This is a genomic window from Archangium lansingense (assembly GCF_026626635.1).
GTDB classification, from domain to species: domain Bacteria; phylum Myxococcota; class Myxococcia; order Myxococcales; family Myxococcaceae; genus Archangium; species Archangium lansingense.
Window position 1 is genome coordinate 5,717,236 of the sequence record NZ_JAPNKA010000001.1, and the last position, 13,522, is coordinate 5,730,757.

General features: G+C 69.0%; 16 protein-coding genes. 11 read left to right on the top strand and 5 right to left on the bottom strand.

The features are described 5' to 3' along the window. Positions 1–79: 79 nt before the first annotated feature. Positions 80–1,423, bottom strand: a complete 1,344-nt coding sequence (locus OV287_RS23555) for a sensor histidine kinase (protein WP_308809699.1) — start codon at positions 1,421–1,423, stop codon at positions 80–82. Positions 1,424–1,603: 180 nt separating this feature from the next. On the opposite strand from OV287_RS23555, the gene OV287_RS23560 reads away from it, so the two are divergent. From OV287_RS23560 to OV287_RS23575, 4 genes are all read left to right on the top strand, one after another. After that, positions 1,604–2,398, top strand: a complete 795-nt coding sequence (locus OV287_RS23560; RefSeq protein ID WP_267536281.1) for an SDR family oxidoreductase — start codon at positions 1,604–1,606, stop codon at positions 2,396–2,398. Positions 2,399–2,524: 126 nt separating this feature from the next. Next, positions 2,525–3,004: an RNA polymerase sigma factor gene (locus OV287_RS23565; RefSeq protein WP_267536282.1), complete on the top strand. Its 480-nt coding sequence runs from the start codon at positions 2,525–2,527 to the stop codon at positions 3,002–3,004. A gap of 1 nt (position 3,005) precedes the next feature. Next, positions 3,006–3,818, top strand: a complete 813-nt coding sequence (locus tag OV287_RS23570; RefSeq protein WP_267536283.1) for an ActD protein — start codon at positions 3,006–3,008, stop codon at positions 3,816–3,818. Between the two features lie 212 nt (positions 3,819–4,030). Further along, a complete protein-coding gene (locus OV287_RS23575) occupies positions 4,031–4,618 on the top strand; it encodes a tetratricopeptide repeat protein (RefSeq protein ID WP_267536284.1) in 588 nt (195 codons plus the stop codon). A gap of 1 nt (position 4,619) precedes the next feature. On the opposite strand, the gene OV287_RS23580 is transcribed toward OV287_RS23575, so the two are convergent. Beyond that, a complete protein-coding gene (locus tag OV287_RS23580) occupies positions 4,620–5,063 on the bottom strand; it encodes a GNAT family N-acetyltransferase (protein ID WP_267536285.1) in 444 nt (147 codons plus the stop codon). Positions 5,064–5,193: 130 nt separating this feature from the next. Between OV287_RS23580 and OV287_RS23585 the strand changes: the two genes are divergently transcribed. The 5 genes from OV287_RS23585 to OV287_RS23605 all read left to right on the top strand — a co-directional run bounded on the left by OV287_RS23585 (position 5,194) and on the right by OV287_RS23605 (position 9,137). Then, positions 5,194–5,727 (top strand): RNA polymerase sigma factor, encoded by a 534-nt coding sequence (locus OV287_RS23585; protein ID WP_267536286.1) that lies wholly within the window; start codon positions 5,194–5,196, stop codon positions 5,725–5,727. After that, positions 5,724–6,302: a hypothetical protein gene (locus OV287_RS23590; RefSeq protein WP_267536287.1), complete on the top strand. Its 579-nt coding sequence runs from the start codon at positions 5,724–5,726 to the stop codon at positions 6,300–6,302. Before OV287_RS23585 ends, OV287_RS23590 begins: the two co-directional genes overlap by 4 nt. A gap of 37 nt (positions 6,303–6,339) precedes the next feature. Next, positions 6,340–6,939, top strand: coding sequence for a periplasmic heavy metal sensor (locus OV287_RS23595; protein WP_267536288.1), 600 nt, complete (start codon positions 6,340–6,342; stop codon positions 6,937–6,939). Between the two features lie 86 nt (positions 6,940–7,025). Then, positions 7,026–8,489 (top strand): amino acid permease, encoded by a 1,464-nt coding sequence (locus OV287_RS23600; protein WP_267536289.1) that lies wholly within the window; start codon positions 7,026–7,028, stop codon positions 8,487–8,489. Between the two features lie 39 nt (positions 8,490–8,528). Further along, on the top strand, positions 8,529–9,137 hold the full coding sequence (locus tag OV287_RS23605) for a hypothetical protein (RefSeq protein ID WP_267536290.1): 609 nt from the start codon (positions 8,529–8,531) through the stop codon (positions 9,135–9,137). A 159-nt stretch (positions 9,138–9,296) separates the two neighbouring features. On the opposite strand, the gene OV287_RS23610 is transcribed toward OV287_RS23605, so the two are convergent. After that, positions 9,297–9,731 carry an EVE domain-containing protein gene (locus tag OV287_RS23610; RefSeq protein WP_267542400.1) on the bottom strand — a complete coding sequence of 145 codons (435 nt, stop codon included), beginning with the start codon at positions 9,729–9,731 and terminating at the stop codon, positions 9,297–9,299. A 22-nt stretch (positions 9,732–9,753) separates the two neighbouring features. On the opposite strand from OV287_RS23610, the gene OV287_RS23615 reads away from it, so the two are divergent. Beyond that, positions 9,754–11,229: an amidase gene (locus OV287_RS23615; RefSeq protein WP_267536291.1), complete on the top strand. Its 1,476-nt coding sequence runs from the start codon at positions 9,754–9,756 to the stop codon at positions 11,227–11,229. A gap of 102 nt (positions 11,230–11,331) precedes the next feature. On the opposite strand, the gene OV287_RS23620 is transcribed toward OV287_RS23615, so the two are convergent. Both OV287_RS23620 and OV287_RS23625 read right to left on the bottom strand, forming a co-directional pair. Then, on the bottom strand, positions 11,332–11,535 hold the full coding sequence (locus OV287_RS23620) for a cold-shock protein (RefSeq protein WP_267536292.1): 204 nt from the start codon (positions 11,533–11,535) through the stop codon (positions 11,332–11,334). A 144-nt stretch (positions 11,536–11,679) separates the two neighbouring features. After that, on the bottom strand, positions 11,680–12,348 hold the full coding sequence (locus OV287_RS23625) for a spermidine synthase (RefSeq protein WP_267536293.1): 669 nt from the start codon (positions 12,346–12,348) through the stop codon (positions 11,680–11,682). Positions 12,349–12,480: 132 nt separating this feature from the next. Here OV287_RS23625 and OV287_RS23630 point away from each other — a divergent pair, with 132 nt between their 5' ends. Then, positions 12,481–13,515 (top strand): aldo/keto reductase, encoded by a 1,035-nt coding sequence (locus OV287_RS23630; RefSeq protein WP_267536294.1) that lies wholly within the window; start codon positions 12,481–12,483, stop codon positions 13,513–13,515. The last annotated feature ends 7 nt before the right edge of the window (positions 13,516–13,522 follow it).

Genomic DNA, 13,522 nt, shown 5'->3' on the forward strand with positions numbered 1-13,522 from the left:
TTCGCAGGCCATGGGCCTCCCGCCGTGTGCCCGGTCTGTCGCAGTGAGGTTGCTGCCCGCCAGGGTACCGGACGGGCGTTCAAGCCGCCGACGCGGCCCCGCGCACTTCCTTCAGCATGAGCACGATGCGAGCGCCGCCCTCGGGCCGGTTCTCCGCGGCGAGCGTCCCTCCAGCGCGAGCGACGTACTCGTGGCAGAGCGCCAGTCCCAGCCCGGTGCCTTTGCCGGGTGGCTTGGTGGTGAAGAAGGGCTCGAAGAGCCGCGGCAGCACTGCGGGAGCGATTCCCGCGCCGTTGTCCTCCACCTCCAGTCGCACTCCGCCTTCTACCCGCCGGGCCCGCACCCCGATGCGTGCTCGGCGCGGGGGCATCGCCTCCTCCACCGCATCCGCCGCGTTCAGCAGCAGGTTCATCAGCACCTGCACCAGGTGCCGTTGCCCCAGGCGCACCGCGGGCAGCTCTGGCGGGACGTCCACCACCATCTCCCCCAGGCTGTGTAGGCGGACCGACGTCAGCCGCCGGGCCTCCTCGATGGCCTCGGCCGGCGAGCCCTGCTCGGTGGTCGTGGGGTCTTCCCGGGCGAAGCGCCTCAGGTCCGTGACGATCTGCTGGATGCGCAGCACGCCTTGCCGCGTCTCATTCAGCAGCTCGCGCAGCTCCGCATTGTCCGGAGGCCCGTCCTCCTCGAAAAGCTCCCGCTCGAGGTAGTGCAGGTTGGACTTCACGAAGGCCAGCGGATTGTTCACCTCATGGGCCACGCCCGAGGCGAGCTGTCCCACCAGTACCAGCCGCTCCACCTCGGCGCGCTCGCGCTCGGCGCGCATCCGGAGGTGCTCGCTCTCGGCCAGTTGCTCCAGCGCTCTCAGCCGCTCCTCCTGCGCTACCTTCTCCGCCTCCCGGAGGCGCCGATAGGTGCGCCCGCCGTAGAGGCCGAACGCCCCGATGCAGCCAAAGGCGAGGACCTGGGGCAGGAAGGTGCGCGGAGGGACTCCGGCCAGGACGTTCAACACCACCACCGCGCCCAGCATCGCCCCGAGCGAGACCAGCGTCGGCAGCTCGGAGTCCGGGGCGAACAGGGCGAAGAGGAGGGGTACGCAGACGAGTGTCACCAGGAAGGGGCTCGCGGGTCCGCCGGTGAAGTGGATGATGGTTGTCACCGCGGGGATGCACAGCAGCGCGGCCACGGTTCCCGAGACCCAGGGGGCCAGCACTCCTGCGCCCACGCACACTCCGAGCAGCACGTAGCTCAGGCCCCAGAGAACCTGCACGAGCGCCAACATGGGGTTGACGGTGCCGGAGAGGAGGAGCCGGAGGAGGGGGATCGCCAGGATCGCACCCGCGGATACGAAGAAGATCCGCCGCTTGACTCGGAGCTGGGCCTGGAGCGCGGTGTTCTCAGCGAGCATCACCGTGAACGCTGCCACGTTGCGGTGTTCCCTCGCGACGACGCCTGGGATGCACTCCCACGGGCATCCGCTTTAGGACACATGCCCGAACGGGCGATAGACGGGCCCAAGCGGACTTCACTGGTAGACGTCTACCAGTGAGGTGGGTTTTTATGCTACATCAATGGTAGACGTCTACCACCAGGGCGTTGCACGAACATGGTTCCTCTCTACCTGTTGGGATGTGGCTATACGTTGACGCGGCTGGCGCGCGAGGAGGCTCGGCGGGGACGCTCCGTGCTGGCGGTGACGCGCGACGAGCAGCGCCGCGAGGAACTGTCCCGCGAGGGCATCCAGGTCCTCTCGCTGGCGGAGGCCCTGACGTCATCGAAGGGAGCCCATGTGGTGGTCTCCATCCCACCGGAGGCCAACCTGGATACCCCCCTGTCCGAGACCCTGGCGCGCGCCGGTCCTGCTCGCCTCGTCTACCTCTCCTCCACGGGGGTCTACGGCGGCGCGCGAGGACACGTGGACGAGGACACGCCGGTGGACTCCACCTCCCCGAGGGCCCGATTCCGCTTCGAGGCGGAGGCGAAGTACCGCGCGCTCGGCGGAATCATCCTGCGCATCGCGGGCATCTACGGCCCTGGCCGGAGCGTGCTCGAGCGCATCTTCGCCGGTACGCATCGCATCCCCCAGGAAGGTGGAGGCCGCATCTCCCGGGTACACGTGGACGACCTGGTGGAGGCCATCCGGGTGGTGCTGGCGCGGGGCGAGCCGGGGGCGACGTACTGCGTGGCGGATGATCGATCAGCGACCCAGACGGAGACGACCGAGTGGCTCTGCGCCCGGCTGGGGCTGCCGCTTCCACCCTCGGTGCCTCTGGCTTCACTGCACGAATCTCTACGGGGTGACCGGGCCATCTCCAATGCCCGGCTGAAAGCCCTGGGCTGGCGGCCTCGCTACCCGGATTTTGTCGCGGGTTTCTCGGCCATTTTGGACGCTGGGTCCTGAACTGACGGGCGCGATTCCGGCTACTTACGGCGCCGCTCCACCCGTTGCTCCCAGATGACGCGGCGCGCGGTAACAGTTCGCGCCCGCTCCGGTGTTGAGGTGCGCGCAAGGGATGGAGGGACGACGTTGGCCATCGATGTGGAAGCCTGCTACCGCCGGTATGGACCGATGGTGCTCCGGCGTTGCCGCTTCCTCCTGCGCGACGAGGAGCGGGCGGTGGATGCCATGCATGACGTCTTCGTCCAGCTCCTCGACCACCAGGAGGCGTTGAAGCAGACGGCGCCCTCCAGCCTGCTGCACCGCATGGCGACGAATGTGTGCCTCAACCGGCTGCGCTCGGAGCGCCGACGCCCGGCGGACTCGGATGAGGAGCTGCTGGTGCGGATCGCCTCGCTGGAGGACATGGAGGCTCGCACGGGGGCAGCGGCGGTGCTGGACAGGCTCTTCGGCCGAGAGCTGGTGTCCACGCGCACCATCGCCGTGCTGCACCTGGTGGACGGGATGACGTACGAGGAGGTGGCTCGGGAGGTAGGCCTCTCCGTCTCCGGTGTCCGCAAGCGCCTGCGCACGTTGCGCGCCCACCTGCAGGAACTGGAGGCCGCCTGACATGTCCCAACGCACGCCCGATTGGTTGTTGGAGCGCATCGCCCTGGGAGAGCTGCCCCCCGAGGAGTTGGCCGCCGCCCGCGCGCGGCTGGCCGCGGAGCCCGGTGGACTCGAGCGTCTTGCGAAGCTGGAGTCTGATGATGGGGCCACGTTGGCGAAGCTCCCTCCGTCCCAGGTCGGCGCGGAAGTCGAGCGCCGCCGCCGCGTGGTGGAGGCCTCTCGCTCGTTGTCCGCCTCCACCCCCTCGCGCCGGTGGCTGCCTGCCGTCGCACTGGGAGTGCCCGTGGCCGCGGGATTCGCGCTGCTGGTGCTCTTCTCCCAGCGCGAGCTGCCCGTGGAGCCCCGGCCCCAGCAGGTGGCGTTGCTGGAGACGACGCGCACCAAGGGCCTGGAGCCGAAGCTGGTCATCCACCGCCAGACGAGAGGAGAGCCCGAGCTGCTCGTGGACTCGGCCCAGGCGCGCCAGGGGGACGTGTTGCAGCTCAGCTACGTGTCCGGGGGCCGGCGCTATGGCGCGGTGCTGTCCGTGGACGGGCGAGGCTCCGTCACGCTCCACGCTCCGGAGGCGCTCACCGGCCCGCTCGAGTTGAAGAGTGGCACGGTGTCGCTGCCGAGCGCCTACGAGCTGGACGATGCACCCGCCTTCGAGCGCTTCTTCTTCGTCACCAGCGACGAGCCCTTCGACTTGGACGTGCTGATGGAGTCGGCTCGCCAACTGGCCCGCGAGCCCGAGCGGGCCCGCCAGGAGCCGCTGCCCCTGCCACCATCGCTCTCACAGGCCTCGCTCACGCTGAACAAGGCGCCCAGAGCCTGACTCACCGCGCGGCAGGCCGTTGCAGAAGCTGCGCTTTCGGCCCGGAGAAGCCGGGGGCCCGGATGGCTGCGTGGACCGGACCACACCTGAAGAGTTGCCTCTCGATTCGGGGTTTTCGGCGCGCCCCCTGGCCTGTCACGCTTCTGTTCCCGGCGGTACACTGAAGGACCCGGGAACAGGGGCCGGCATGCGGGCCGGCGAGAAGGGGCTATATGTCCACGCTGTTGGCGGCATTCAACGAGGGCGTCAGCCTCTCGATGTCGGGCAACCATGAGGCCGCGATCCAGGTGTTCGACCGCGTCCTGTCCCAGGATCCCAACCACGTGTTGGCGCTGAGTGCCAAGGGATCCTCGTTCACGAGTCTGGGACGTCCGCGCGAGGCGCTGAAGTGCTTCGAGCGCGCCATCGACATGGATCCCGAGACGGCCGAGCACTACCGCAACGCGGCCATCTGCCAGCTCGAGCTGGACGAGCCGGAGGCGGCGAGAGGCCTGCTGGACGAGGCCCTGCAGCTCAACACCGAGCTGCCCTGGCGCGAGGCGACGGCGGTGGAGATCGCCAACCTGGGCGAGGCGCTGCTGACGGAGTCGGGCAAGCACCGCACCCGGGGCATCGGGCTGACGGGCAAGGCGCGCTACCGGCATGCGCGCCACGTGCTGGAGATGGCGCTGGAGCTGTACCCGGCGCTGACGGATGCGGCCAAGGCCCTGGCGGACGTCTGGGCGCACCTCGGGGACACCGAGAAGCGCGATCAGTACACCCAGCTCGCGGGCCGGCTGCTGCGCTCCACCGCGGGCTGACTCAGAGCGGGCGCCACATGAGGTAGTGCGGGCCGATGCCAGGCAGCTCGAACTCGGCCCCCTCCGCGGCGAAGCCCAGCCGCTTGTAGAAGCCGGACGCCGTCGTGCGCGCGTTGCACCACAGTCGGGTGCCGCCCTGACGCGCCGCGTGATCGATGCAGGCCTGGAGCAGGGCCGCGCCGTAGCCCCTCCCCTGGTTCGAGGCGAGCACCGCCATCCCCCTCAGGCGCCACTCGGTGGTGGATTTGGTGCCCGGCCGGGGCTCCCGGTAGAGCGAGGCCACCCCGTGCTGCTCGTCCTCCACGTACAGCCCGAAGTGGACGGTGTCTGGAGCGTCGTCGCCCGGGTAGATGAGCTCCTCGGGGCGCTGGTGGGGGCGCAGCACGACGTGGCGGAGGTAGCGCGTCTCAGCGGCGGGAATCGGTCGGAGCTCGTACGGGGCCATGGCGCGGGGGATTCTCCCGGAGGGGCTGGAAAATAGGGGGAAAATTCAGCGGTATGCCGTCTGAGCGCCTCGTGCGTCCTGCTTCGTGGAAACCGGGCAACGAGGTCCACCCTTGAGGGGCACCGCCGTCATGGACGAGACGCCGATGGAAGCGAGGGGAACCCCTCTCGACTTCGATGCGCTCGTGGAGGGGGAGCAGGCGGCCCTCCTGCGGCTGGCGCGCCGGCTCGTCTGGGACGGGGAGGAGGCGAAGGACCTGGTGCAGTCCGCCCTGGCCGATGCCTACGAGAAGCGCCACACGCTGAGGGACCCGAAAGCAGGCCCCGCCTGGCTTCGGCGCATCCTCGTCTCACGCACCATGGGCCACCTGCGTCGGCGCCGGGTCTGGAACCTCGTGCGCGAGGTGCTGGACCTGGGTCCCGCCCCTGTGCCCTCACCCGAGGAGCGCTTCGCTGGTGCCGAGCGCTGGCGCGCCTTTGGCCGGGCCCTGCGGACGCTCCCGGCCCAGCAGGCCACGGCCTTCTCCCTCCACTACCTGGAGGGGCTCGACCTCGATGCCATTGCCGATGCGATGAACATCGGTCGAGGCACCGTTCGCATTCACCTCTACCGGGCGCTGCAGAAGCTCAAGGCCGCTGACGCGCTGCAAGGAGACACCCCATGAGCTGCCAGGACTTCGCAGCGGCCCTCGTGGACGAGCGCCTGCCCAGGCCTCCCGGCTTCCAGGCCCACCTGGAGACGTGCGCCTCGTGCCGAGCGCTCGCCGGACTCCACGCGTCCGCCACCTCGCTGCGCCTGCCGGACCCGCCGGCCCCGGCCCACGTTTCGCGCGAGGCCATCCTTGGCGAGGTTCGCCGTCGCCAGCACCGCCGCCGGATGATGGCCAGTGCCACCGCCACGGCTGCCGTGGTGGCTCTGGTGCTGCTCGTCGCGCCCCGAGTGCGGACGCCGGTGCCGTTCGAGACCGAGCAGGGGGTAGGGGGTCCCATCGAGGGGTCCCTGCGAGCCGGGGAGCCCGTGGGGGAGGAGCGGGTGGGGCAGGGGAGCGAGGTCGTCTCCGTCGAGGTGTTGTTCGACGAGGTGTACGGCTACACGCGCACCAACCCGAGTGTCGAGGACGAGACGTACCAGCCCTTTGGGGTGCTCGCCGCCTGGGTGCGCCCGCCGGACGTCACGGCGCTGGACTCGGAGCCCTTCCAGACGGCCCTCGCGGCCTTCCACGTGTCGCAGTCCCGCTGAGTCGAAGTGAAGACGCTGAAGTGAAAGGAGCAGAACCATGATGAAGAAGCTGCTGTGTGCCCTCGTGGTCCTCACCGCGGTGCCCGCCCTGGCGCAGGAGAAGCAGGAGGACGTACGCGTCCGGGTGTACGGGCCGGGTGCGGCGGCGCCGATGCCGCCCGCGCCGCCTGCCCCTCCGATGCCTCCCGAGCCTCCGCTGGCGCCGCCGTCCTTCGGGATTCCGGCGGACGTGGCGGCGAAGATCGGCCTGCCGCAGAACCTCGTGCAGAAGGTGCAGGACCTGAGCTTCGAATCCAATGACGCGCTGATCGGCCTGGAGGCGGACCTCAAGCGGGCTCAGCTCGCGTTGGAGAAGGAACTGCGTCAGCCGACTCCGAACGAGGGAACCGTGAAGGACCTGGTGGAGAAGGTGGGCCGTGCGGAGACGGCGGTGCGCCAGAACCGGGTGGGCTTGATGGTGGCCATCAAGAAGACGCTGGGCCCCGACTACTGGCAGAAGCTGGAGGCGGAGATGGGCCCCATGGGCATGGGGGTGGGTCCGCATCGGATCCGCATCCAGCGGCGCGTCGATGACGTGCGCGGGGCTCCGGGCGCTCCCGCGGCTCCCGGGCAGCCGCGCGAGGAGCGCAAGCCGTAGCGGTTGCCTCCTCGGAGTGCCGAAGAGGCCACACTCCGTACCGCCGTCCCCTTCCATCTCCCGGCCGAGTGTTCATGGTGCCGGGCATGGACGCCGACAAGAAGCATCAGTTGGACGCGGATGCGGCCCAGCTCCAGCGCTTGGGGTACGCGCAGCAGTTGTTGCGCGACATGGGCGGCTTCTCCAACTTCGCCGTCTCCTTCTCCATCATCTCCATTCTCACCGGAGCGGTGACGCTCTATGGCCATGGCCTGCGCTTTGGCGGGCCTTTCGTCATGGCGGTGGGGTGGCCGTTGGTGGCGGTGATGACGCTGACGGTGGCGGCGAGCCTCGCGCAGCTCGCCTCCTCGTTCCCCACGGCGGGGGCGCTGTACCACTGGTCCGCGATGCTGGGAGGCCCGCGGGTGGGCTTCTTCACGGCATGGCTCAACACCATCGGCCAGTTCGCCATCACCGCGGGCATTGACTACGGGCTGGCGGAGTTCCTGGTGGACATGCTCGGGTGGCCGCGGGAGCGGGGCTACGTGCTGCCGGTCTACGCGGCCATCCTGTTGTCGCACGCCGTGCTCAACCATGTGGGCGTGCGCGCGGTGGCGCTGCTCAACAACCTGTCGGCCTGGTACCACGTGGCGGGCGTGGCGGTGATGATTGGCGCGCTGGTGGCGTTCGCGCCCCGGCAGGATGCCGCCTTTCTCCTCACGCGCTTCTCCTCGGAGAGCAACATCTACACGTACGGCTTCCTCATTGGCCTGCTGCAGGCGCAGTGGACGTTCACCGGCTATGACGCCAGCGCTCACGTGTCGGAGGAAACGGTGGACCCCACGCGCAATGCGCCCTGGGGCATCTTCCTGTCGGTGGCGGTGAGCGCGGTGGTGGGCTACGCGCTGCTGGTGGGGGTGACGCTGGCGATTGGGAACCTTCCCGCCGCGGCTGCCGCGCCCAACCCGTTCCTGTACGTGCTGCGCGAGTCGCTCGGGCCGGCGCTGGGCGGAGCGCTGGTGTGGATTGCGATCGGGGCCATGTGGTTCTGCGGGCTGTCCTCGGTGACGTCCAACTCGCGCATGCTCTTCGCGTTTGCGCGGGATGGGGGGCTGCCGGGCTCGACGCACCTGGCGAGCGTGTCCCCGAGCTTTCGCAGCCCGCACGTGGCCATCTGGGTGTCGGTGGCGGCGGCCTTCGGGGTGGCCATCTGGAGTGGGGCCTACGCGGCCATGGTGGCGCTCAGCACGCTGGCGCTCTACGCCTCGTACGCGGTGCCCATCTGGGTGGGGATGCGGGCACGGCGCAGCGGGGCCTGGTCGCACCGGGGGCCTTGGGACCTGGGACGCTTCTCGACGCTGGTGAACGGGGTAGCGCTCACCTGGTGCGCGGTGGTGATGGTGCTCTTCATCCTCCCGCCCAACGAGCTGGCCGGGTACACCTTCGCGGGAGCGCTGGCGCTGCTGATTGTCTACTGGGCGGCATCCCAGCGGCATACCTTCGTGGGGCCGAAGGTGACGTTGCTGGCTCCGCACCAGTCCGGGCGGGTTCCGGGAAGTGAGATCTGCTAGGACGCGGCCCGAGGTCCCTCTTTCTGGAGTGACACACGTATGAGCAAGCGGCAGCAATCCGAGTCCTCTGAGCTGGTCAATGCCGCGGCCTCCATCGAGGAGGAGCTGCGCAGGTTCGAGTCGCTGGCGGAGGAGGTGCGCACGGGCACGATGCGCTCGCAGAAGAACCTGGAGAAGATGGGCAAGCTGCTCACCCAGGTGGCGGACTGCGACGAGCGGATGGTGGCGCACATGCGCACGCTGCTGGGGGTGCTCAACGGGTGGAGGGATCGGCAGCAGACGCTGGCGGCCGAGGTGAACGAGCGGGCGCTGGAGCTGCAGGAGCGCACGAAGGTGTACCAGGCACTGATGGAGCGCTTCGGCGAGCTGGGGCAGCAGGCGGCCTCGTTGAGCTCGCAGATGCACGAGGTGGCGGGGATGACGCAGCAGGGGCAGGCGATGAAGACGGAGGATGTCATCGCCTCGCTGCAGGCGGTGAACGAGCGGATGACGGAGGTAGCGGAGGGGGCGGGGAAGTTGGCGAGCGACGCGGAGGCGCAGGACTTCGTGGACGTATCGCGCGATGCCGAGTCCCTGAGGCAGCAGCTCCTCTCCGCGCGCAACCGAGCGAACCTGCTCCAGCAGAAGCTGCACTCGGCCAACGCCTGAACCCCAACTCCCTACGCCAATCAACCCAAGCCAATCAACCCAAGCCAATCAACCCAAGCCAATCAACCCAAGCCAATTTCCCCTCTCCCCTCGGGAGAGGGACGGGGTGAGGGTAGCCGTCTCCCGGGTTGAACCCGTGCAGCCACCCTCGGGTTCCCCTCAGCGAGCCTTGGGCAGCTTCGTGCCACTCATCTCGAGGATGAGCTTGAAGTGCTCGGGGGTCACCGAGGCCACGCTGAGGCGGCTCCGGGTGATGAGCGGAAACTCCTTCAGCTCGCGGGAAGCCTTGACGGTGGCGAGCGTCACCGGCTCGTTCAAGACCACCAAGGGGCCCACTTCGACAGAGGCCCAGTCCTCACCGGGCGCGGTGGGATCCGGCCCTGGCTCGGTGAGCACGCGGGCCACGGCCACCACGGCCTTGCCCTCGTTCGAGTGGTAGTAGAGGCACAAATCCCCGGGCTTCATGGCCCGGATGTTGTTGCGAGCCTCGAAGCTGCGCACGCCCGTCCACTCCGTCCTGCCGTCCGTCTCCAGCCGGGCGTAGGCGTAGACGGAGGGCTCGCTCTTGATCAGCCAATACTGGGGTTTCGCCATGGCGGTGCTAGATAGCAGGCTCATGGCCATCCAGGGATACGACGCGCTCGACGCTACCGCTCTCGCCGAGCTGGTCCGCAAGAAGGAGCTTCACCCCACCGAGCTGGTGGAGGAGACCATCTCGCGAATCGAAGCCGTCAACCCGAAGCTCAACGCCGTAGTCCACAAGATGTACGAGCAGGCGCGTAAGGCCGCTGCGGGCTCGCTCCCCGAGGGACCCTTCACCGGGGTGCCCTTCCTGGTGAAGGACCTGGACGGCTATCTGGCGGGCGAGCCCTTCGTGGGCGGGTGCCGGGCGCTGGTGGGCTTCATCCCGGACCACGACGCGGAGCTCATGGCGCGCTTCCGCCGCGCGGGCGTCGTCATCGTGGCCAAGACGGCCACGCCCGAGCTGGGCATCCTCGGAACCACCGAGCCGGCGCTGAACGGGCCGACGCGCAACCCCTGGAACCCGGAGCACTCGACGGGAGGCTCCAGCGGAGGCTCGGCGGCGTGCGTAGCGGCCCGGGTGGTGCCCATGGCCCACGGCGGCGATGGAGGTGGCTCCATCCGCATCCCCGCGTCCGCCTGCGGCCTCTTCGGGCTCAAGCCCACCCGTGCCCGCAATCCACTGGGCCCGGATGTGGGGGAGGGGTGGGGTGGTTTCGTCCAGCAGCACGTGCTCACCCGCAGCGTGCGGGACAGCGCTGCGATGCTCGATGCGACCCAGGGCGCGGACCTGGGCGCGCCCTATGCGGCACCGGCGCCTGCCCGGCCCTTCCTCCAGGAGGTGGGCACTGCTCCTGGCCGCCTGCGCATCGCCTTCTCCACCGGTTCGCTCTACGGCAAGCACGTGCACCCGGACTGCAAGGCGGCCGTCCAGGACGCGGTGAAGCTCTGCCAGGAGCTGGGTCACGAGCTCGTCGATGACGCCCCCCGATTCGATCGCGAGGAGCTGGTGCGCTCGTACCTGGTGAACGTCGCGGCCAACACGTCGGTGCAGCTCGAGGAGATTGGCCAGCAGAGGGGCAAGCCCGTGGACGCCACCGACGTCGAGCCGAGCACCTGGGCGCTCGCGCAGCTCGGCAACATCCTCACCGCGGCCGATCTGCAGCGGGCGCGCAACGCCATGCACCGCGCTGGCCGGATGATGGCGGCCTTCCACGAACGGTACGATCTCTTCCTCGATGCGACGCTCGCGTATCCGCCGATTCGCATCGGTGAGCTGGCACTCAAGCCCGCCGAGCTCGCCGCGCTCTCCGTGCTGCGCAAGCTCCCGCTGAAGCCCGCGTTCCTCAAGCTGCTCGATGAGCTCGCCGGCAACAGCCTGGAGAAGACCCCCAACACGCAGCTCTTCAACCAGACGGGGCAGCCGGCCATGTCGGTGCCGCTCTACTGGAACGCCGCCGGACTCCCCGTGGGTGTGCAGTTCGCCGCCCGTTTCGGGGACGAGGCCACCCTGTTCCGTCTGGCCTCGCAGCTGGAGCAGGCTCGCCCGTGGGCGGGTCGGAAGCCCTGACCTCCAGAGGCACCTCTAGAAACACCAAGGGCCTGCCCCCATGGTTGGGAGGCAGGCCCTGGATTGAGCCTCTATCGCTCGGCGAAGTGGCTCAGGTCCCCATCAGATGGGGCGCACGTTCTGCGCCTGCAGGCCCTTGGGGCCGCGGGCGATGTCGAACTCAACGCGCTGGCCCTCGGCCAGGGTGCGGAAGCCCTCGGACTGGATGGCGGTGTGGTGGCAGAACAGGTCCTCGCCACCGCCCTCCTGCATGATGAAACCGAAGCCCTTCGCGTCGTTGAACCACTTCACAGTACCAGTCGCCATTACTTGTCTTCTTTCTCGTCCGACGCGGTCGAATGCGCCGGAATTCCGCCGCTCTGTGCGATTCGGAAGCCCCTATGTGGCACCTTTGGCGCCACAAAGGAAGTCCCCCCTTTCATTTCTTCACGGGAAATGCCTGGGGTGTGTTCACCCGGAGCGCCCGACGAAGAGGGTATGAAGGGGTCCGCCGCCCTTGCCGCGCGCGGGAGTCTCCACCACCTCGGTGGCGAACCCCGCCCGCTTGAGCCGGGTGGCGAAGGCCCTGTCTGGCGAGGCGGACCACACCACCACTACGCCTCGGGGCTTGAGTGCGCGCCGGATGGAGGCCAGGCCCCGTTCGCCATAGAGCCAGCGGTTCTCCTCCTGCGTGAGCGCCTCGGGGCCGTTGTCCACGTCCAGGAGCACCGCGTCATAGTGCCCCTCCGCCTGGCGGAGCAGCTCTCCCACGTCGCGTGTTTCCACCTTCACTCGGGGATCATCCAGCGGCCGTCCGGCCAGGGGTCCCAGCACGCCCTGGTTCCACGCGACGACCGCGGGCACCAGCTCCGAGACCACCACCTCGGCATTCGGAGGCAGCCGTTCCAGCGTGGCCCGGACCGTGTAGCCCAGCCCCAGGCCTCCCACGAGGACCCGAGGCCGCTTGCCGCCGAGGCCCTCGCAGGCCACCTCGGCCATCTTCTCTTCGGATCCATGCTGGCGGCTGGACATGAGCTCGCGGCCGTTCACCCGGATGGCGAACTCCTCGTCACGTTGGTGCAGCACCAGCTCGCCACCGCCCGGAGCGGGCGCCCGATCAATCACCTTCCACGGCTTCATCGCCCCGCTACCTTACGCTCCGCGCGGGGCGCGTGCACTCCAGAAGCCGGGTCACAGTCCTTCCCCGTTCGCTTGGGTTAGCCTGGGGGCCGCTCCGTACGAACGCGGGGCCCCAACAAGCAGGTCGACTCCATGGAATTCAGACAACTCGGCGCATCGGGCTTCAAGGTTCCCGTCCTCAGTCTCGGCACGGGGACGTTCGGAGGCAGCAACGAGTTCTTCAAGGGCTTTGGCAGCAGCGACGTGAAGGAGGCCACCCGGCTCGTCGACATCTCCCTCGACTGCGGGCTGAACATGTTCGACACGGCCGACGTGTACTCGGGCGGAATGGCCGAGGAGATCCTCGGCCAGGCGATCAAGGGGCGCCGTGAGCGGGTGATCCTCTCCACCAAGGCCACCCTCCGCGCGGGCCCCGGTCCCAACGACGTGGGCTCGTCGCGCCACCACCTGCTCCGCGCGGTCGAGGGGAGCCTGCGCCGCCTGGGCACTGACTACATCGACCTCTTCCAACTCCACGGCTTCGATCCCGTCACCCCCGTCGAGGAGACACTCAACACGCTCGACGACCTCGTGCGCGCCGGGAAGGTCCGCTACCTCGGTTGCTCGAACTTCCCGGGTTGGCACCTCATGAAGTCGCTGGGCGTGTCGGAGCGCCACAACCTCGCGCGCTACGTGGCCCACCAGGCGTACTACTCGCTCGTCGGGCGCGACTACGAGTGGGAGCTGATGCCCCTGGGGCTCGACCAGAAGGTCAGCGCGCTCGCTTGGAGCCCGCTGGGTTGGGGCCGGTTGACGGGCAAGATCCGCCGCGGCCAGCCCCTGCCCGAGGGCACCCGGCTCCAGAACTCCCAGACGGCCGCGGGCGGCCCCCAGATTCCCGAGGAGTACCTCTACCGGGTCGTGGATGCGCTCGACGAGGTGGCGGCGGAGACCGGAAAGACAGTGCCGCAGGTGGCCATCAACTGGCTGCTGCAACGGCCGACGGTCGCCAACGTCATCATCGGCGCACGCAATGAGGAGCAACTGCGCCAGAACCTGGGCGCGATCGGCTGGAACCTCACCCCGAAGCAGGTGGCGAAGCTCGACGCGGCGAGCGCCACGCCTCCCGCCTACCCCTACTGGCACCATCAGCGGTTCAGCGAGAGCAATACCTTCCTGAATTCTTGATGCCTGC